The 21049-nt window shown below is 36.3% G+C and carries 22 protein-coding genes and 1 pseudogene; 22 read left to right on the top strand and 1 reads right to left on the bottom strand.

Annotated elements, in window-relative coordinates:
• The 11 genes and pseudogenes from SM124_RS16135 to SM124_RS16085 all read left to right on the top strand — a co-directional run.
• A pseudogene (locus SM124_RS16135) lies at positions 1-204 on the top strand (hypothetical protein); the annotation flags it as partial.
• 162 nt (positions 205-366) lie between these two features.
• Positions 367-1275, top strand: coding sequence for a hypothetical protein (locus SM124_RS16130; protein ID WP_322447548.1), 909 nt, complete (start codon positions 367-369; stop codon positions 1273-1275).
• 18 nt (positions 1276-1293) lie between these two features.
• The gene (locus tag SM124_RS16125) at positions 1294-2565 is read left to right on the top strand and encodes a tetratricopeptide repeat protein (RefSeq protein ID WP_322447547.1); all 1272 of its coding nucleotides are present in this window, start codon (positions 1294-1296) and stop codon (positions 2563-2565) included.
• 37 nt (positions 2566-2602) lie between these two features.
• On the top strand, positions 2603-3151 hold the full coding sequence (locus SM124_RS16120) for a ReoY family proteolytic degradation factor (protein WP_322447546.1): 549 nt from the start codon (positions 2603-2605) through the stop codon (positions 3149-3151).
• Between the two features lie 136 nt (positions 3152-3287).
• Complete coding sequence (locus tag SM124_RS16115) at positions 3288-3752, top strand: YpiF family protein (RefSeq protein ID WP_322447545.1); 465 nt, start codon at positions 3288-3290, stop codon at positions 3750-3752.
• A 148-nt stretch (positions 3753-3900) separates the two neighbouring features.
• On the top strand, positions 3901-4407 hold the full coding sequence (locus tag SM124_RS16110) for a Rieske (2Fe-2S) protein (protein ID WP_322447544.1): 507 nt from the start codon (positions 3901-3903) through the stop codon (positions 4405-4407).
• 3 nt (positions 4408-4410) lie between these two features.
• Entirely contained in the window at positions 4411-5085 is a 675-nt protein-coding gene (qcrB, locus tag SM124_RS16105) for a menaquinol-cytochrome c reductase cytochrome b subunit (RefSeq protein WP_322447543.1), read from the top strand.
• Between the two features lie 52 nt (positions 5086-5137).
• Positions 5138-5905: a menaquinol-cytochrome c reductase cytochrome b/c subunit gene (locus tag SM124_RS16100; RefSeq protein ID WP_322447542.1), complete on the top strand. Its 768-nt coding sequence runs from the start codon at positions 5138-5140 to the stop codon at positions 5903-5905.
• Between the two features lie 158 nt (positions 5906-6063).
• Complete coding sequence (gene lhaT / locus SM124_RS16095; RefSeq protein ID WP_322447541.1) at positions 6064-6654, top strand: lipoprotein heptaprenylglyceryl N-acetyltransferase LhaT; 591 nt, start codon at positions 6064-6066, stop codon at positions 6652-6654.
• A 196-nt stretch (positions 6655-6850) separates the two neighbouring features.
• Entirely contained in the window at positions 6851-7654 is an 804-nt protein-coding gene (ypjB, locus tag SM124_RS16090) for a sporulation protein YpjB (protein ID WP_322447540.1), read from the top strand.
• Between the two features lie 139 nt (positions 7655-7793).
• Positions 7794-8477, top strand: a complete 684-nt coding sequence (locus SM124_RS16085; RefSeq protein ID WP_322447539.1) for a zinc metallopeptidase — start codon at positions 7794-7796, stop codon at positions 8475-8477.
• 188 nt (positions 8478-8665) lie between these two features.
• Here SM124_RS16085 and SM124_RS16080 read toward each other — a convergent pair whose 3' ends face one another.
• The gene (locus SM124_RS16080) at positions 8666-9538 is read right to left on the bottom strand and encodes a YitT family protein (protein ID WP_322447538.1); all 873 of its coding nucleotides are present in this window, start codon (positions 9536-9538) and stop codon (positions 8666-8668) included.
• Positions 9539-9861: 323 nt separating this feature from the next.
• On the opposite strand from SM124_RS16080, the gene SM124_RS16075 reads away from it, so the two are divergent.
• The 11 genes from SM124_RS16075 (at position 9862) to dinG (ending at position 21018) form a co-directional block, all read left to right on the top strand.
• Complete coding sequence (locus SM124_RS16075; protein WP_322447537.1) at positions 9862-10215, top strand: nucleotide pyrophosphohydrolase; 354 nt, start codon at positions 9862-9864, stop codon at positions 10213-10215.
• Positions 10208-11008 carry a 4-hydroxy-tetrahydrodipicolinate reductase gene (gene dapB / locus SM124_RS16070; RefSeq protein ID WP_322447536.1) on the top strand — a complete coding sequence of 267 codons (801 nt, stop codon included), beginning with the start codon at positions 10208-10210 and terminating at the stop codon, positions 11006-11008. Before SM124_RS16075 ends, dapB begins: the two co-directional genes overlap by 8 nt.
• Positions 11009-11020: 12 nt before the next feature.
• Entirely contained in the window at positions 11021-11446 is a 426-nt protein-coding gene (gene mgsA / locus SM124_RS16065; protein ID WP_322447535.1) for a methylglyoxal synthase, read from the top strand.
• The gene (bshB1, locus tag SM124_RS16060; protein WP_322447534.1) at positions 11433-12149 is read left to right on the top strand and encodes a bacillithiol biosynthesis deacetylase BshB1; all 717 of its coding nucleotides are present in this window, start codon (positions 11433-11435) and stop codon (positions 12147-12149) included. Before mgsA ends, bshB1 begins: the two co-directional genes overlap by 14 nt.
• Positions 12146-13291, top strand: a complete 1146-nt coding sequence (gene bshA / locus SM124_RS16055) for an N-acetyl-alpha-D-glucosaminyl L-malate synthase BshA (protein WP_322447533.1) — start codon at positions 12146-12148, stop codon at positions 13289-13291. Before bshB1 ends, bshA begins: the two co-directional genes overlap by 4 nt.
• On the top strand, positions 13288-14481 hold the full coding sequence (locus SM124_RS16050; protein WP_322447532.1) for a CCA tRNA nucleotidyltransferase: 1194 nt from the start codon (positions 13288-13290) through the stop codon (positions 14479-14481). The genes bshA and SM124_RS16050 overlap by 4 nt, the downstream gene beginning before the upstream one ends.
• Positions 14466-15446: a biotin--[acetyl-CoA-carboxylase] ligase gene (locus tag SM124_RS16045; RefSeq protein WP_322447531.1), complete on the top strand. Its 981-nt coding sequence runs from the start codon at positions 14466-14468 to the stop codon at positions 15444-15446. Before SM124_RS16050 ends, SM124_RS16045 begins: the two co-directional genes overlap by 16 nt.
• Positions 15447-15752: 306 nt before the next feature.
• On the top strand, positions 15753-16589 hold the full coding sequence (gene panB / locus SM124_RS16040) for a 3-methyl-2-oxobutanoate hydroxymethyltransferase (protein WP_322447552.1): 837 nt from the start codon (positions 15753-15755) through the stop codon (positions 16587-16589).
• Complete coding sequence (gene panC / locus SM124_RS16035; RefSeq protein WP_322447530.1) at positions 16586-17437, top strand: pantoate--beta-alanine ligase; 852 nt, start codon at positions 16586-16588, stop codon at positions 17435-17437. Before panB ends, panC begins: the two co-directional genes overlap by 4 nt.
• Before the next feature lie 11 nt (positions 17438-17448).
• Entirely contained in the window at positions 17449-17832 is a 384-nt protein-coding gene (gene panD, locus SM124_RS16030; protein WP_322447529.1) for an aspartate 1-decarboxylase, read from the top strand.
• Between the two features lie 384 nt (positions 17833-18216).
• Entirely contained in the window at positions 18217-21018 is a 2802-nt protein-coding gene (gene dinG / locus SM124_RS16025) for an ATP-dependent DNA helicase DinG (protein ID WP_322447528.1), read from the top strand.
• The last annotated feature ends 31 nt before the right edge of the window (positions 21019-21049 follow it).

Genomic DNA, 21049 nt, shown 5'->3' with positions numbered 1-21049 from the left:
GTTTGTTTTAGGGAACAAACATTCAACATTTCTACAATAGGAGCTTTTTTTGCGTTTGTCTATAACTTCATACATCAACTTACTTATTTTGGAAGGTGTGCAAAGCCAGTGGGTGAGACCCCACAGGAGCTTGCGACGAGGAGGCTCACCGCCCGCCCCGCGGAAAGCGAAGTGCCTGAAACGGAAATCAACAGACCTATTTAAAGAGGCTAAAACAAAAAATATGGGGCTGTTCAAATAATCATAAAAATGACTATTTGGACAGCCCTTCATTTTATTTTTATAATATTATTTTTTAATCATAATTGTCATATTTACACATTAATTTCATAGCTTGTCATAAGACCGTTAAAAGAGGGTGGTTTTATGGCGTATATTATTGAAAATGCAAATTTACTCAAGGAGAAGAGGATTGAAAAAACATCACTCCTAATTAAAGAAGCACGCATTGCATCTTTGCAGACCTCATTTAAGAAATTTAAATACATGAAGATGAATGCGAACTCTTTTATCATGACCCCTCCTCATATTGTTTTAGACTCCAATATTCCATTAGAAAAGCCCTTCCAAGAAATGAAAGAGTATTATATTAATCAATTCATAAAAAAAGGCTGTACGGCTTTTGTAACACCTGTCAGAGTTGGACAAGAGTCTATGTTTCAATTACAGTTAAAAAAATGGAGAGGGAAATTAATTGGAAGCCCAATTGATTTTATTATTGGCGTCAGAATTCCAGTTCGTTTAATTACTCCTGGTATGATACGAAAATGTAAAAAGGAAAAAATCCCGGTCATCTTTATTGAAGTACAACATGTGGACGAGCTAGAACAAATACCTTGGGGCTGGATTAGGGAAGCTATGTTTCCTTATAATAGTCCGCTTGTTCCTATTTTAATGCAAGGGACGGAGCGGGAAAGGAAGCAAGCTAAACACGCTTGGAAAGAAATGATGAGCAGGGAGAAAATTCCATCAATATCTGAAGAGATAGAAGAGCTCGTGCCTATTTCTTATAATAACCTTTGTAAAATAGGGATTCTTCCTTTAAAATCTCATATCCATCCAGGTGGAGAATTAAGTTATAATTTTTATGAGGTAAGTAGGGGAATCAGAAATATTGATGAACTGCAATTATTTCATTATCATAATCATAGGCTAGTAATCACTGTTCATAAAGGCTCTGTTATTCGAGCGGGCGAGGAAGTTTTATATCGCCCAGGATTTGGGGAGCATGTAATAATAAATACCCCCTCATTCTTTGCAAACAAAGACGAATAGTATAGAAAGGGACGTCAAATGGAATTTGTAGATAAAATCATTACTCAATTAGAGAACGGTCAGCACGAGGAAGCTCTTAAAGGATACAATATTGTATTAAATGAAGGTACTAACGAAGAAAGATTTACCCTAGGTGAAGAGTTATTACACATTGGGTTTATTGCTGAAGCAAAAGCATTGTTTGAAAAGCTATTGTTAGCCTATCCAGAAGAAGGAGAATTATTAGTTCTTTTTGCTGAAGCATGCATGGAACTAGGTGAAGAAGAAGAAGCCATTCTTGCTTTAGACAAGATCAATGAAAATGATCCGAGTTATCCTCAAGGATTATTATTGTTAGCTGATTTATATCAAATGGACGGGCTATATGAAGTCAGCGAGCAAAAGTTACTAAAAGCTAAGGCTGCATTGCCAGATGAGGTCATTATTGACTTTGCTTTAGGTGAATTATATTTAGAAGAAGGAAAATTCTTAGAAGCGATAAGATCCTACCATGCCGTTCTCCCGAAAGAAACCGTAATCGCTGGTGTGAATGTACATCAAAGACTGGGAGAAGCTTTAAGCGCGGGAGGATCATTTGAGGAAGCTATTCCTCATTATGAAAAAGCCCTTGAAGAAAAGTTAGAAATTAATACCTTATTCAACTATGCTTTTACAGCCCTTCAAGCAGGATATAATAAAACAGCGATTGAAAAATTTAATGAACTAAAAGCTCTTGATCCTGAATATCATTCATTATATCTATATCTTGCAAAGGCATATGAGCAAGAGGAAGAGATAGATCAAAGTTTTGAAACCATAAAAGCAGGTATAAACCTGGATGAGTATAATAAAGAACTGTATTTCTATGGTGGAAAGCTTGCCCTTAAGTTAGGAGTAGAGGAAGAAGCAGAGCGTTTACTTCGAGAGGCACTTGCTCTTGATCCTGAATTTTTGGAGGCTGCATTAACATTAAACAAAGTACTCATTCATCAAGAAAAGTATGAAGAAGTTTTGGAAATCTGTGAGCTTATCCAATCAAATGGGTTAGAAGAGCCCCAATTAATCTGGGACGAGGCTCATGCTCTTTGGCACTTGGAACAATATTCACAGGCATTAAACAAATATGAAGCTGCATATAATTATTTTAAGAATCATTCGGAGTTTCTTTCAGACTATGGATATTTTCTAATAGAGGAAGGAAAAAGGGACGCAGCCGTTGAAATTTTTACTAGGCTTCAGCAAATGGATCCAGCCAACGTAGAATTTGAAGAAGTTCTACAGAGACTAACCGATGATTTTAATCATGAGTGATTCAATTTATAGTTGAATGCAGAGGAGGGAAACTACGATGACAACCCCTGTATCTGTCAACGAGAAAAAGGACTTTATTCGCTGGTTTCTCAATCATTATCAATTAAAGAGACGAGAATGTGTATGGATTCTGAACTATTTGATGAGTCATGACCAGTTAATGGAGAAGGTACACTTTGTTGAACAAGCGCAATATTGTCCTCGCGGTCTAGTAATGTCTACACATTGTGTAGATGAAGTACCTTTTAGGTTTTATAAGGAAAATATTATGACTACCGATGCAGAGAAATCTTTTCATGACATTCGTTTAAACAGGGATGAAGAAATCTTTATTCAATTAAACTTTTATGCTTCCAATCAGGCACATCAGTATGTAGCTGTACTCGAGGAAAACCCTTTTATGCCAAAAAATCTTCAAATTAGTGAGAAAGATCGTATTATTGCAGAACAGTTTCTCTCTACTAGCATAAAAAAGTTCCAAAAAGAAAAGCTTCTACAACTGATCGATGAAGCACTGGACCAACAAAATGAAAAGGCATTTGCGACATTAACAGAACAACTAAAAAGATTAGGAAAAAATGAATGATAGGAGGCTTGCTTTTATAGCAGGCTTTTTATTATGTTTTCTACTTAAAACTCATAAACTATAAAAACTATTTTTGTTCTTAACTCTTCTAAGTGGTATGATTGATAATGATTTTACTGTGATGGAGTGATGATGAATGAAGTGGGTTTCTCAAGATATTGATATGTATTTAAAGTCTAAGGAGTATGTGGATACGGCTGTTTTACCTCTTTTACCCGTTTCCTTTAATGACGATATAAAACAATCCGTTTCGATGACAGAGTTTATCACATTACTTTCTATTCAATTAGAAAGACAGTTTAGAGGAAGACTTGTAATGTTACCTGGATTTTCTTATATGAAAAGTCAGTCAATGGACAAGCTTGTTGAGGATATAAAGGGATGGGAAGAAGAGTTATTAAAACAAGGCTTTAAGCATGTATTTCTAGTCACATCTGACAGTGAGTGGAAGAAGAGTGAGGGTGAATTACAGGGCGAATTAATTTGGTTACCTTCTATTCCACTTGAACATATGGACGAGAATTATAAGGTTTCAATATTAGAGGACCAAGTCAAACAATTATTAAATTTATTTGTACAAAAATGGCAAGTTAGTGAATAAGGGAAATTTTAGTCACACAGTTGCCATTGTTTAGCTAAGTATTATATTGACCTAGTGTTAAGATTGATATAATATGGTTATGTCCTAGTTTTATATTGTGTTGAATTTTGTCCGTTGGACTCAACTTTATAATAGAGGGGGGAAAAGTATGAGCAAACATCGCGTTTCAAGACGTCAATTCCTAAATTATACACTTACTGGTGTAGGCGGTTTCATGGCTGCAGGGATGCTAATGCCAATGGTTCGCTTCGCTATCGATCCAGTATTGAAAGCTGAAGAAGGTGGAGATTACATTGCTACTCCACAGAAAGTAGCCGATCTTACAGCTGAACCGACACGAGTTGACTTTTCTTTTGAGCAAAAAGATGCTTGGTACACTTCAGAAGTAACAAATACTGCATGGGTTTACAAAGATGAAAAAGGTGAAATTGTTGCATTATCACCTGTTTGTAAACATTTGGGCTGCGTAGTTGACTGGAATAAGGATAAGGCCAATCCAAATCACTTCTTCTGCCCGTGTCATAACGGTCTATACACAAAAGACGGAACCAACGTACCTGGTACTCCGCCGCTTGCACCGTTAGATGTCTTTCCATTTATTGAAAAAGACGGTTATTTACACTTAGGAAAAGCAAAACCAAGAGGGGAGGCGTAATAATTGTTAAACAAAATTTATGATTGGGTAGATGAACGTTTAGATATTACGCCCCTTTGGCGAGATATTGCTGACCACGAAGTACCAGAACACGTAAATCCAGCGCATCATTTCTCAGCGTTCGTTTACTGCTTTGGTGGGTTAACGTTCTTCGTAACTGTAATTCAAATCTTATCCGGTATGTTCTTAACAATGTACTATGTTCCGGATATCAAAAATGCTTGGGAATCAGTTTATTATTTACAAAATGAAGTTGCTTTCGGACAAATCGTTCGCGGTATGCACCACTGGGGTGCTAGCTTAGTTATCGTAATGATGTTCTTACATACGTTACGTGTATTCTTCCAAGGAGCGTACAAGAAGCCACGTGAACTTAACTGGGTTGTTGGGGTTCTAATTTTCTTCGTTATGCTAGGTCTTGGATTCACTGGATACTTATTACCTTGGGATATGAAAGCATTATTTGCTACAAAAGTAGGTATTCAAATTGCTGAGTCTACTCCTTTAATAGGTAAACAAGTTAAGATTTTATTAGCTGGACATGCAGATATCACGGGTGCTCAAACACTTACTCGTTTCTTTGCTATCCACGTATTCTTCTTACCTGCAGCATTGTTAGGATTAATGGGAGCTCACTTCCTAATGATTCGTAAACAAGGTATTTCAGGTCCGTTGTAAGATTCACAAATATGTAGAATTGCAAGTTGTATAAAAGGAGGGGGATTGTTCGATGCATCGTGGTAAAGGTATGAAGTTCGTAGGTGACTCACGTGTACCTGCGGAAGGTCGTATGCCTAACATTCCAAAAGATTATTCGGAATACCCTGGTAAAACGGAAGCGTTTTGGCCTAACTTCCTTCTAAAAGAATGGATGGTAGGTGCCGTATTCCTAATTGGTTATTTATGTTTAACAATTGCTCATCCATCTCCTTTAGAGAAAATGGCTGATCCAACTGATACAGCATATATTCCATTACCAGACTGGTATTTCTTATTCTTATACCAATTATTAAAGTATACTTATGCTTCTGGTCCTTATAACGCGATTGGTGCGTTTATTATTCCAGGACTTGCTTTTGGTGGACTATTATTAGCTCCATTTATTGATAGAGGACCTGAGCGTCGTCCATCAAAACGCCCGTTAGCAACAGGTTTCATGTTACTAGCATTAGCGGGTATTACATTCTTAACTTGGGAGTCAGTTGCTTATCATGACTGGGAAGCAGCAAAACAACAAGGTAAGATTGTTGCAGAAGTTGAGTTTGATAAAGAATCAGATGGTTATAAACTACTTGAAGCAAATAGCTGTTTAGACTGTCATGGTGGAGATCTTCAAGGTGGAGTAGGACCAGCGTTAATTGACACAGGTCTTTCTGTAGATGAAATTACTGGAGTTATCCAAAATGGTCAAGGTGCTATGCCTGCTGGACTATTCAAAGGTTCAGATGAAGAGCTTAAAGTATTAGCTGAATTTATCGAATCATTAAAGAGTAAATAAGATTTTAAAAGGTTGACGAAATTCGTCAACCTTTTTTTGATTATTTTCCCTTGTTAAAGAAGGAGAAAATCAGATTGATTATGTTTTAATGATAAATTTTGTTAAAATATTTAATAGGTGATAGAGAGCTTATTTAATATAGAGAAGAGGCAAGAAACATGAATTGGATTTATACTATTTTATCTAATCGATCTATTCTATGGTTATTATTGATTGTTAACCTTTTTGGAACTATCTATGGTTATTATTGGTATCGCTATCAACTAGCTGATACGCCTAGTCACTTCCTACTTTTTGTACCAGATAGTCCAACTGCCAGTTTATTTTTCTTATTCGTATTAGTAGCCTTCCTACTTAGAAGAAATTGGCCTTTAATAGAAGCATTGGCTATCGTTACTCTATTCAAATATGGGATTTGGGCAGTCGTAATGAATTATTTAGTATTTGTTGTATCAGGAGAGTTAGATATAACCGGTTTTATGTTAATGTTCTCTCATGGTGCAATGGCATTACAAGGTTTACTATACGCTCCTTTTTATCGCTTTAAGGCATGGGATTTAATGATAGCTGCAATTTGGACCTTACATAACGATGTAATTGATTATGTGTTCATGATGCTTCCTAGGTATCATATGCTGAATTCTTATATACCAGAAATCGGCTATTTTACATTTTGGTTAAGTATTTCTTCACTAGCAATAGCGTATTACTTGGTGGTTAGAAAAAATAGATATACGTTAAATCTCTAAACTTTTTAGGTATGAAAAAAATTATAATTCTGGTCTAACCTTGTCCAATGCCTCATAACATCTTAATAATAGAGCTTTGTTCTATAAATTTTTAAATAATAGATAGAATCTCATTACTCATGAGACTGAGTAAAATGAAGTTTTATTTATTAATTTGTAGATGAAAGCATAGTAGTTATGTTGTGGGGGGACAAGGATGAAATTAAAGTCGGTTATTTTCTCATTATTCATTTTCTTACTAGTAGCACCTTTATCAATACATGCATCTCAAGAATCAGCAATAGATAAGCTTGAATTAATATCTGATGAAGCCCTTCAAATGGTTAAATCCTCCCGTTATGAGGATGCTAAGAAGCTGCTTGATTATTTTTCTGAACAATTTTTAACCTATACCATGGATGATCGACCTTTTTCTATGGATGAACTTAGAATTGTCACAGTTGCACATAATGATGCGGTGGAAGCGACTACTGATGCAAATATGTCCCATAATGAGAGAGTGAATCGAGTAACTAAATTCCGATTAGTAATGGATGCTATTACATCCTCTCACCAACCAATGTGGACCGAAATGGAAGGGCCGATTCTTACTGTTTTTGGTGGATTAAAAGAGGCTGCAGTAAATGGGGACAATGAAGACTTTCACTCAAAATTAAATTCATTTCTTTCTATGTATGATGTCATTTATCCAAGCTTGAAGCTAGACATTGCAGCGGATAGAATACAAAAGCTTGATGCTAGAATTAATTTTATTGATCATTATCGCCCTCGAGTGTTAACAGAAGCATCTAGCCAGAAGGAATTAGAGATTTTAGAAAGTGACTTAAAGAATATTTTTGACGAAATGACCGAAGATGATGCAGATCCTTCTCTTTGGTGGGTAATAATCTCAACGGGTAGTATTATTATTGTTACATTATCTTATGTTGGTTGGAGAAAATATAAGGGAGATAAGGAAATAGAGAAAGCTAAACAGCGTTCAAGCAAGCTGAAAAATTGACACGATATGGCCTCCTTTATAAAATTAAAGAGAGCTATTCTTGTATATTTTATTCATTAAGCAACATATAACCCTTAATATTAGATACCCATACAAAAATATGCTTATAACAACATGAATTTAGAGGTGGAGGATTAAAATGGGATTCGGATTTTTAATCTACTTTGTTTTAATCGTTGCTATTCCTTTATGGGCTCAATTTAAAGTTAAAGGAGCTTATAAAAAGTATTCTAAAGTACCTTCTTCTTCCTATATGAGGGGTGCAGAGGTTGCTAGGAAGATATTAGATTCAAATGGTCTATATCATGTAGGGGTAGAGGAAACAAGAGGTGTGTTAACCGACCACTATGATCCCAGATCAAAAACAGTACGACTTTCATCGGAAAACTTCCATGGACATTCTGTTGCTGCTGCAGCTATTGCAGCACATGAAGTTGGTCATGCTATGCAAGACCAAGAGGAATATGCATTCTTACGTTTCCGTCATGCATTAGTTCCTGTTGCCAATATTGGTTCGAATTTCTCTTGGATTTTAATATTAATTGGTATTCTAGCTAGTATGAGTCAGATGCTACTATTAGGTATTATTTTTATGGCAGCTGCAGTACTTTTCCAAGTAGTGACGTTACCAGTCGAATTTAATGCTTCAAATAGAGCAATGGATCAGGTTGTTTCACTAGGTGTCATTCGTAATGATGAAGAAAGAGAAACGAAAAAAGTCTTGAATGCCGCAGCATTAACATATGTAGCAGCAGCAGCCGTTGCCGTACTTGAATTAACACGTCTTATTTTAATTTATACAGGAATGACAAGGGACGAATAACAAAAAACCAGCCGTATGGCTGGTTTTTTGTTTCATAAGATAAATAAATTTCCTGAAGTTAGACAACAGTCTAGCTCCAGCGCCTAGCCCCTCGAGTCAAATAACCTTCCATCCTAAAAATCAAAAAACCAGACTTTTAGGATGGAAGAACATTTGCTTGTCGGGGCTAACCAAGGCGCTTGCGCTTTTCAATGTTCAATCGGTTTTTTATTCTCATCTAAAGTAAAGCCTTCACCTAGTACATCATGAACGACACTAACAGAAACGAATGCATGAGGGTCAACGGAAGTGATGATATTTTTCAACCTGACAATTTCATTTCTTCCTACCACACAATATAAGACTTCTCTATCTTGCTTAGTAAATGATCCGTGCCCCTTTAGGACTGTTACACCGCGTTCCATTTCTATCATAATTTTTTCGGCGATTTCCTGATTCTTTGGAGAGATAATCATGGCTCCCCTTGCCGAGTAGGCACCTTCTTGCATAAAATCAATCACTTTTGCTCCTACAAAAACAGCTACCAGTGTGTACATGGCTTCTTGGTAGGTTAAGTAAAAAATGAGGGAGAGAGTAATAACAACAGCATCAAACATGAACATCGTTTTCCCCATACTCCAACCAACATATTTATTCACAAGTCTTGCTATGATATCGACACCACCAGTAGTTCCACCGAATCGGAAGATGATACCTAAACCGATCCCGATAAATACACCGGCGAATAAAGAAGCTAGAGCTAAATCATCATTTAACGGCATTTCAATTTGATATCTTTGAAAAATCCATAAAAATACCGATACACTAACTGTTCCTATGATTGTGTAAAGAAAAACATTTTTACCTAGTAGCTTCCATCCAATGATAAATAGGGGGATATTTAATATTAAGTTTGTATAGGAAGGGTCTAACTCAAATAAGAAAAACAGTAATAATGTGATTCCTGTAAATCCCCCTTCTGCCAAGTTATTTTGCATATTAAAGTGGACAATACCAAAGGAGAATATGGCAGAACCTAATAATATAAAAAAGATATTTTTAATTTTTAGTCCAAAGACCATTTTTACAATCCTCTCTTTTCCTAGAATGACTATATGTATTAAGGCGTTATAATTATAAGTGATGTGTATGTTAATGGCAACTTATGTTAAACTTATCCCATTCATATTATTTACAGGTTTCCATTATAAGTTGTTTTTTAGCCATAAGAAGTTACCTTAATTATTAAACTGCATAGGATACTAATTAAAATCAAAAATATTTGTAAAAGTCCCCTAATTTAGCTAACATGAGAGAGAAATATACTGTTATTTACATAAAGGGAAACAACCGTTTTAGATTAGAGACTTTACATAAGCTGAATGTTAAAACTTGAGGTGAAATAATGGAAAATCATAAATCAATGAAAGAACTTCAAAACGAAGTCGATCAATACATCAGTCAGTTTAAAGAAGGATATTTTAGCCCATTGGCAATGCTTGCAAGAATGACAGAGGAATTAGGAGAGCTTGCAAGAGAGGTTAATCATTATTATGGAGAAAAGCCTAAAAAGGATACGGAGAAAGAAAATACCATTGAAGAAGAACTAGGGGATATGCTTTTTGTACTTATATGCTTTGCTAATTCCTTAAATATAGATTTAGAAGAGGCACATAATCGAGTGATGAACAAATTTAATACAAGAGATAAAGATCGTTGGACTAGAATTGAAGATGCGGAGAGTGAAACAAATGAGTAACGTGAAAATTGTTATAGCAGGTCCTAGAGGAAGAATGGGAAGAGAAGCAGTAGGTCTTGTCATGAACACCGAAGAGTTTGAGTTAGTAGCGGTGCTTGATCATAAAAATGAAGGTAAGCTACTTAGTGAAATCGAAGGGTTTCATAACTGTGATGTGCCAATCTATTCAAATATAGAAGCTTGTTTTCAAGATGTCCAAGTAGATGTATTAATTGATTTAACAACGCCTGAATTCGGGATGCATCATGCGAGAACAGCACTACAATATGGTGTCAGACCAGTGGTAGGAACGACTGGATTTTCTAAGGATGACTTAATAGAGTTAGAAAATTTATGTCAGGAAAAAGAGCTAGGTTGTATTATTGCACCTAACTTTGCTTTAGGGGCAGTATTAATGATGAAGTTTTCGCAAATGGCAGGGAAGTATTTCAATCATGTTGAAATTATTGAGTTGCACCATGATCAAAAACTGGACGCGCCATCAGGAACGGCTGTTAAAACGGCAGAAATGATTGCAGAAGTTCGTGAAAAAGTGGAACAAGGGCATCCAAACGAAAAAGAAACAATAGATGGAGCAAGAGGTGCCAACTTTGAAGGAATGCATATTCATTCCGTTAGACTTCCAGGGTTAATTGCCCACCAACAAGTTATGTTTGGTTCAGAAGGACAAACGTTAACGATCCGTCATGATTCTTATAACCGTGGATCCTTTATGTCTGGAGTGAAATTAGCTGTTGATACAGTTATGAAAATTGATACGTTTGTTTATGGTCTAGAAAATATAATGGAATAGAGGGGATCTCATATGAATATTGCCTTGATTGCTCATGATAAGAAAAAAGATGATATGGTACGGTTTGCTATTGCATATAAAGACATCTTAGCTACTCATACTTTGTATGCAACAGGGACAACAGGACTTCGTATAAATGAAGCTACTCAATTAAATATTCATCGTTTTCAATCAGGCCCCCTAGGTGGAGATCAAGAAGTAGGGGCTATGATTGCTAACAATAAGATGGATATTGTTATTTTCTTTAGAGACCCATTAACCTCACAGCCTCATGAACCAGACGTTTCTGCACTTATTCGTTTATGTGATGTTTATTCTGTTCCATTAGCAACCAATATGGGGACTGCGGAGGTACTGATTAGAGGGATCGAACGTGGGGATTTATCTTGGAGAAATATTGTCAATGGAAAAATAGGAGAGAATCATGCAAGTGAATAAATTACATATATTAGCTTTCGGTGCTCATGCCGATGATGTAGAAATTGGTATGGGAGCAACAATCGCTAAATACTCTCTTCAAGGAAAAAGGGTAGGGATTTGCGATTTAACTAAAGCTGAGCTTTCTTCAAATGGAACAATAGAAACTAGAAAAATAGAGGCTGCCCATGCAGCTGAAATTCTAGGAGTCAGAGTTCGGGAAGCACTCGATATCCCTGATAGAGGTATTTATTTAAATGAAGAATCGATTCACAAAGTGGTTAATGTAATTAGAAAATACAAACCAGAAGTAGTATTTGCCCCTTATTATGAAGATCGTCATCCTGACCATGGGAATTGCGCAAGGCTAGTGGAGGAAGCTGTATTTTCTGCTGGGGTAAGTAAATTCATAACTAATGACGATCTTCCTGCTCATCGTGTAAAACGTCTTTATTTTTACATGATTAATGGGTTTCATAAACCGGATTTTGTAATTGATGTATCCGACTATATAAACAAAAAGGTCGATAGTCTAAACGCATATAAAAGTCAATTCACTAAAATAGAGGGGAGTATCGATACTCCGCTAGTTAATGGATACATAGAAACAGTAGAGTCACGAGAAAGGCTTTTCGGACAATCCGTTGGGGTTAAATATGCTGAAGGATTTAAATCGAAGGTGCCCGTAATGATTAGTCGTGATTTATTAGGAGATATAGAATGAAAAATCAATTAAAAATAGGAATTACATGTTATCCGACAGTCGGGGGATCGGGTGTCGTTGCTACTGAGCTAGGAAAAATGCTAGCTGAAAAAGGTCATGCTATTCATTTTATTTCCTCTAGCTTGCCTTTTCGTCTGAATAAAATGTATCACAATATTTACTACCATCAGGTTGAAGTAAATCAATACTCGGTTTTTCAATACCCTCCGTATGATATTGCTTTGGCTAGTAAAATGGCTGAAGTAATTAAAAGAGAGGAACTAGATTTATTACATGTTCATTATGCGATTCCCCATGCAGTATGTGCGATTTTGGCAAAGCAAATGAGTGGAAGAGATGTAAAAATTATTACGACCTTGCATGGTACCGATATAACGGTGTTAGGCTATGATCCTTCGTTAACAGATGCAATCAGATTTGGAATAGAAAAATCGGATATTGTTACGGCAGTATCTAATTCTTTAGTTTCCCAAACATATGATTTAATTAAACCGGATAAATCTATTGAAACGGTCTATAATTTTATTGATGAACGAGTATATAAAAAGTTGAATCCTAGTCATTTAAAAGAAAACTATGGTATTCAGGAAGATGAAAGAGTCATTATCCACGTCTCCAATTTTCGTGCAGTTAAGCGAGTTCCTGATGTGATTAAGACTTTTGCAAGAATTGTGGAGGAAACCCCCGCTAAACTTTTACTTGTTGGTGATGGTCCAGAAATGTCAGTGGTCTGTAAACTAGTTGGCGAACTAAATCTAAGTGGGAAGGTCTTATTCCTAGGTAAACAAGATAATCTTGAAGAACTCTATTCGATTAGTGATTTAATGCTACTATTATCCGAAAAGGAGAGCTTCGGTTTAGTAGCTTTAGAAGCTATGGCTTGTGGAGTTCCTTGTATTGGTACGAATGTGGGAGGAATTCCTGAAGTGATTAGAGATGGAGAGACAGGTTTTATTTGTCAATTAGGAGATATTGAAACCATTGCGAGTAAGGCTATTACTTTATTAACAAATGATCAATTACATCGTGATTTCTCCAGTCATTCTGTGCAGCTGGTGGAAGATAAATTCAGAGCTGATTTGATTGTAGAGCAATACGAGGAACTCTACTATAGCATATTAAAAAAAGGTGAAATGGTATGAATGAAGCCTTTGTAAAGGCAGCACCAATCTTAATAGAAATTGAAAAAGCGGGATACGAAGCTTATTTTGTTGGTGGTTCGGTGAGGGACTTTCTCCTTAAGAAAGAGATTGATGATGTGGATATTGCAACCTCTGCTACGCCGGAAGAAATTAAATCTATTTTTTCAAAGACTATTGATGTAGGTATCGAGCATGGTACGGTTGTTGTCCTTTTTCAAGGAGCTAGCTATGAAATTACCACCTTTCGAGCCGAAGCGGAGTACCGTGATTTTAGAAGACCTTCCGAAGTAGCGTTTATCCGCTCTTTAAAGGAAGACCTTCAAAGAAGAGATTTCACCATGAACGCGATAGCCATGGATAAAGAGGGACAATTATTTGACCCTTTTAATGGACAACAAGCAATTACTGAAGAAGAAATTGTAACCGTTGGAGAGGCAAGCGAAAGATTTCAAGAAGATGCGTTAAGAATGATGCGAGCGGTCCGGTTTATGAGTCAACTATCTTTTAATATTGAAAATGGAACGTCTCAAGCCTTAATAGAATACGGGCATTTGCTTGAACACATTGCTGTTGAAAGAAAAACAGTAGAATTTGAAAAATTATTAAGTGGTAAAAATCGATTAAAGGCTATTGAATTACTCATTCAAACTAAACTTTATCAATACTTGCCAGGTCTATCTGGATATGAAAAGGGATTACTAGAATTGGTAAGTTTCGACATTAGGGAACTTGATTTAAATGAGACTTGGTCGATCATGATTAAAGTGTTAGGAATTCATAATGTGGAGAGATTCCTGAAAAAATGGCGTCTTCCTACTAAGCAGATTAGAACCATAAATAAACTTACTGCTAAGTTAGAAGTAAGAAATCAACGTGAATGGTCAAGAGAAGATTTATACGAAACTGAATGGCCAGAAGTAGCAAGTGTGGAAAAAATATTTAATGTGTTAAATCACCGACCTACTTTTTCAAACATTCACGAGGTAGAGAAAAAATATAGAGAGATCCCCATAAAAAATAGGGGGGAACTAAAGGTAACAGGTACGGACTTAATGGAATGGTATAACCTTAAGGGTGGACCTTGGATTAACGATTCATTAGGAAAGATTGAACAAGCCATATTATCAGGTAAAGTTTCTAATGAGAAAGAACGAATAAGGGAGTGGCTGATGAGGTGCAATCACAATTAAGAAAACAACTCATCGACGCGTTCACGAACAATAAAGATGAATTTTTATCCGGGCAGTATTTAGCGGATTTAATTGGCTGTTCGAGGACGGCTGTTTGGAAGCACATGGAGGAACTTAGAAAAGAAGGCTTTGAATTAGAGGCAATTAGAAAAAAAGGATACAGAATAGTGAAGACACCAGAAAACATTACAGCAGACGAAATTAGATTTGGATTGAAGACTAAATTTTTAGGACAATCTATTCATTACGAGGAAAGTGTAGAATCTACTCAAAAAATTGCCCATCGTTTAGCTTACGACCAGGCAGCAGAAGGAACGGTTGTCGTTGCAGAAGAGCAAGTGGCAGGTAGAGGTCGAATGGACCGTGTTTGGCACTCTCCGAAGTATACCGGTGTATGGATGAGTATTATTTTAAGACCCAATATTCCTATACCTAAAGCACCACAACTAACTTTATTAGCTGCTGTAGCAGTTGTTCAGGCAATTGAAGAAGTTACAACTGTTACTCCGCAAATAAAATGGCCAAACGACATCCTTATTAATGGTAAAAAAGTTACTGGAATTTTAACTGAACTACAGGCTGAGGCTGATCGTATTAATTCAGTGATTATCGGAATTGGAATTAATGTTAATCAACAAATGGAGGATTATCCAGAGGAACTAAGAACTATTGCGACCTCCCTTTCAATTGAGAGCGGTAAACGAATTAATAGGGCAGACTTAATTCGTTCAGCGTTTAATCGATTAGAACATTTATACGAGCTTTATTTAGAAAAAGGATTTCTTCCTATTAAGCTTTTATGGGAAAGCTATGCTATCAGTATTGGTAAAATGATTACTGCTAGAACGTTGTCAGGTAGTATTCGAGGAAGAGCACTAGGAATCACGGAGGACGGAGTATTAAAGATTGAAGATACTGAAGGAATTGTCCATCAGGTGTACTCTGCTGATATTGAACTAGAGTAGGCACAAAAGAATAATACATTTTTGTTACATATTTCTATACACGAAAAAACTTATAGAATCAATGATTTAATAATGTTATAATTTTCTCGGGCAGTATCTTTTTTGAACTGCACCTTTCTTTAGTTAACCAAATTATACCTAAATTTAATTTAAAAAGTGTCTGCCTAGATCCATACGGACCGGGACAGAGGGATGAAACTACACTTGAGATTAAAGGGATTCCTTCTGCTTATTTGGAATCCCTTTTATTATGACTATATATGACGCACGTTTTGTCTCCTCTTCCACAAAAGGAGGAAAAAAATGATGAAGCAAACAACAGATTTCTTAAAAATGAAGCAAAATGGTGAAAAAATAGCCATGCTTACTGCTTACGATTATCCATCAGCTGTTCAGGCTGAAAAAGCTGAAGTAGATGTTATTTTGGTTGGAGACTCGTTAGGTATGGTTGTATTAGGTTATGATTCTACGATTCCTGTAACGATGGACGATATGGTACATCATGGTAAAGCCGTACGAAGAGGCGCAAAAAATACTTTTGTTGTGGTAGACATGCCATTTATGAGTTATCATCTTTCTGTTCGAGATACCCTTCTTAATGGTACGAGATTAATGCAAGAAGCAGGTGCTAACGCCGTTAAATTAGAAGGAGCAGATGATGTCATTGAGCATATCGCAGCACTGACTAAAGCTGGTGTACCAGTTGTTGCCCATCTTGGTCTAACCCCGCAGTCTGTTGGTGTTTTAGGGGGCTACAAAGTTCAAGGGAAAAATACGGAAGCTGCTTTAAAACTATTTGAAGATGCGAAAAAGTGCGAACAGGCTGGAGCATTCTTGCTAGTTCTTGAATGTGTACCAAAACAATTGGCTAGAGAGATTTCCCAATCCATTAACATTCCAACTATTGGGATTGGTGCGGGTATAGAATCTGATGGACAGGTTCTAGTCTACCATGACGTTTTAACATATGGTGTGGATCGAGTACCGAAGTTCGTTAAAAAGTATGCCAACTTAAATGAACTAGCTATAAACGGAATTAAGACATACGTAAAAGAAGTAAAACAAGGAGCCTTTCCTTGTGATGAGCATAGCTTTACTATGAAAGAAGAAGAGCTACAAGGGTTGTACGGAGGAAAAAAATGATTACAATCACAACCATAAAAGAAATGCAGGCTTTTGTGTTAGAGAAAAAAGAGCAACAAGTCTCAGTTGGATTTGTTCCTACTATGGGTTATTTACATGAGGGTCATAGAAGTCTCATGAAAAAAGCGAGACAAGAGAACGACTTACTTGTATTGAGTATCTTTGTTAATCCACTGCAATTTGGTCCAAATGAAGATCTAGAAAGCTATCCTCGTGATTTTGATAGAGATGCTGAGATTGCGAAGGCAGAAGGTGTCGATGTAATCTTTTTCCCATCAGCGGAAGAGATGTATGGACGTTACTCTTCGGTTCAAGTAAACGTTAAGGAACGTACAGATGTATTATGTGGAAAATCTAGACCGGGTCATTTTGATGGTGTGGCCACAGTGTTAACAAAGTTATTTAATATTGTACTTCCTAATAGGGCTTACTTTGGCTTAAAAGATGCTCAACAAGTGGCCGTGGTACATGGACTTGTTTCGGACTTCCATTTTCCTATTGAAATTGTCCCCGTAGAGACAGTAAGGGAAGAAGATGGCCTTGCTAAAAGTTCTAGAAATGTGTACCTGTCAGATAAGGAGCGTAAGGAAGCTCCGATTCTATATAAGAGTCTACTAATGGCGAAGGAAAAAGTACAAAGTGGTTTGACTGATGAAATCAAAATCATTTCCGAAATGAAAGAAATGATTGAAGGTCGGTCGTCAGGTAAGGTAGACTATATAGAGATTTATTCTTACCCTGAGTTAAAAAAAGTCGAACCATTAGAAGGAAAAATCATTATTGCTCTAGCTGTTAAATTCAATAAAGCTCGTTTAATAGATAATATTATTTTTAGTGTAAATGAATAGGGGGAGACAGCATGTTTCGCACCATGATGAATGGTAAAATACACCGTGCAAGAGTGACTGAAGCAAATTTAAATTATGTAGGAAGTATTACAATTGACTCTGATATTCTAGATGCAGTTGGAATGGTTCCAAACGAAAAAGTTCAAATCGTAAATAATAATAACGGTGCTAGATTTGAAACTTACATCATCCCGGGAGAAAGAGGGACGGGAGTTGTTTGTTTAAATGGGGCAGCTGCTAGATTAGTTCAAGAAGGTGACGTTGTTATCATCATCTCATATGTAATGGTAGCTGAAGAAAAAGTACCAACACACAAACCAAAAGTAGCCATTATGGACGAATACAATAATATTACAGAACTACTACACGCAGAACCAGAGCGTACGATTTTATAGGGATTTCCAAAAGAGATGCTAAAATAAAGGAAGTGAAGGAAAACGTATGATTTTTTCTCCACTTCCTTTTCTATTTTGTATAGAGCACGGAGTTGATTGGAGGGGAAGGCACTTGACTCCAGCGGGAAGTAGAGGAAAGGTCGAGACCCCACAGACGGCACGTCGAGGAGGCTTGACTTCCTCCCCGCGGAAAGCAAGTGCCTGGACCGGAAATCAACGGACAAGAATACTAGAATTAGTTTTCAGTAATAAGCCCCATTTAACTAGATATTGAATAATATCTAGTTAAATGTGGAAGAAAAGTAACAATAGGAAGGGATTAAGCTTTTTCTTTTATCGTTTTTATGTTACCGTTTGATTGACTGAATGTTCGAGGTGTATTAAATGAGTACTAAATTTGTTGTTGTGGATCTAGAAACGACAGGGAACTCTTCAAAAAGAGGAGATAAAATTATACAGCTTGCCGCGGTAGTTGTTGAGAACGGAAAGATTGTTGAACAATTTTCTTCCTATGTTAACCCTGAACAAAGTATCCCACCATTTATAGAAGAATTAACAGGTATTACAGATGATATGGTTGAGGATGCACCATTGTTCTCTGAGTTAGCTCCAAAAGTATTAACATTATTAGATGGTTCTTATTTTGTTGCTCATAATGTCTTATTTGACTTATCTTTCCTCCAAGAAGAGATTACAGAAGCTGGGTACGAAGGTTTTTATGGTCCTGTATTAGATACAGTAGAACTAGCTAGAATTTTGTTACCAACAGCCGATAGTTATAAGCTTAATGATCTTGCTTATAGAGAAGGCTTAGACCATGATCGTCCACATCAGGCTGATAGTGACGCTCTTGTTACGGCTGAATTATTATTGAATATGTTAGAACGCTTAAATGCACTACCAGGGACCACTTTACGTCAGCTTCTAAAGCTCTCAGGAGGTTTAAAAAGTGATATTTCACTCTTGCTGGATGAATATGTCCTTACAAGAGAAAGTACAATTGAAGAACTTTCTTCAGAACTTCAAATACATAGAGGAATAGCTATAAAAAGGTTTCATTCAATCAATGATTTAGAAGAGGCAGGACTAGCCTCTTTCCCAATAAGTGAGGAAGAAAAAGAAAAACTGATTCAATCTGCACTTCCTACCTATGAAAAGAGAAATGCTCAATTTCAAATGATGGATTCTATTTATCATTCATTTCAAAAAGAACGGCATGCTCTTATTGAAGCAGGGACAGGAGTTGGGAAGTCATTAGCTTATCTATTACCAGCAGCCAATACTGCTAAGGAAAAACAGGAACCTGTTGTTATTAGTACATATACAATTCAACTTCAAGAGCAGTTGCAATCAAAAGAAATACCAGTTCTACAAAAAATGTTACCATTTAATTTAAGAACTGTTTTACTAAAGGGTAGAAATCATTATTTGAGTCTAGCAAAATTTGAACAGTCATTATTGGATGAAGATGATAACTATGACTCAAGCTTAACAAAAATGCAAATCCTTGTTTGGTTACTAGAGACGGAAACAGGAGACTTTGATGAACTAAATCTTTCAAGTGGTGGCATGCTGTATTGGAATAGAATTAAGCACGATGAAACGGTCTTTATGCAGAATAAGTCATGGATTTCCTATGATTTCTATTTAAGGGCAAGGCATGATGCACAAAAGGCAGATTTAATCATTACCAATCATTCACTTTTACTGACAGATATAGTTGCTGAACACCCTATACTCCCTAAATATCACTATGCCATTATTGATGAAGGACATCACCTTGAGAAAGCGGCAGGTAAATTTTTTGGTCAAACATTAGACTACTTATCAATAAGGTTATTGCTAAGTCAATTTGGGTTACCAGAACAAAGACAGCACCAATATCATTTAGATCATTTAATAAAGGAGACTGGATTAGACCAGAAAGGAGAGCTTTTACATTCCTTTGAGGTTAATCGACTTTATAATGAATTGACTTTTGAAATGGATGAATTATTTAAAACCATCGGCATTTTTGCCAAGAAAAAAGCAAGGAAATCTTCATTCCATCGCATCAGTTGTCGAGTAGTGGAGCAAGAAAGTCTTAAAGAATGGAAATCAGTCATTGTTAATGGAGAAAGATTTTACTTTTTATTAAAAGATTTAGAACAATACCTTGACCAAAGTGTAACTAAGCTTAAAGATTTAACTGACTCACTCAAAGAGGATCAAAAAAGGTTAGTGGAGGAGTTAATAAGCTATAAGGAAGAAATCATACAGACAATGGGTACGATTAAAGGTATCCTATTGCAACCTTCTACTGAGCAAGTAACATGGGTTGAAATGGATGTACGGGCTGCTCAAAATGCAACTACCATTTATTCTCAGCCAGTTTCTATATCAAGTTACTTAACAGAGCAATTCTTTGAACAAAAGAAAAGTGTAGTGATTACATCTGCTACATTGTCTGTTAATCAGTCCTTTGAATATATGCTTGAAGAGCTAGGGTTACATTCTGATAATTGTCATTTAGAACAAATAGAATCTCCCTTTAATTATGAGGAGCAAGTAAAATTAATTATCCCGAATGATTTGCCGGAGATCAATTCAGTTCCGCTAAATGACTATGTCATAGCCATAACGGATCATATTATTGCTATTGCAGAAGCAACAAAAGGGAGAATGCTAATTCTTTTTACCTCCCATGACATGCTAAAAAAAACATATGAGTTAATGAAAGATAGTGGACTACTTGAAGACTTTGCAATTATTGCCCAAGGAATATCGGGTGGAAGTCGAACAAGGCTAACGAGAAATTTTCAACGTTTTGATAAAGCCATTCTTCTTGGCACAAGTAGTTTTTGGGAGGGTGTGGACATACCTGGTGAGGATTTATCTTGCTTAATAATAGTTAGACTTCCTTTTACTCCTCCAGATGATCCATTAGCAGAAGCTAAATGTGAAAAAGTGAAACAAAAAGGTAGAAATCCGTTTAATGATTACTCCGTACCAGAAGCTGTCATTCGTTTTAAACAAGGTTTCGGAAGGCTGATCCGAACAGGTTCCGATCGTGGGTTTGTTTTTGTGTTTGATAAAAGAATTATATCTACACGTTATGGAAAGGCATTTCTAAAATCTATACCTCCAGTATCTGTTAGTCAAAAAGATATAACAGAAATTGTTGATACAATTGAAACTTGGCTTTAGTAAAAGGATTTTTTCTAAGTAAAGAGAGGGT

Origin of the sequence: Robertmurraya mangrovi (assembly GCF_034427655.1) — a bacterium.
GTDB lineage: Bacteria > Bacillota > Bacilli > Bacillales > Cytobacillaceae > Robertmurraya_A > Robertmurraya_A mangrovi.
The sequence above is the reverse complement of the archived record's forward strand: the minus strand, read 5'-3'. Positions and strand labels throughout refer to the sequence as shown.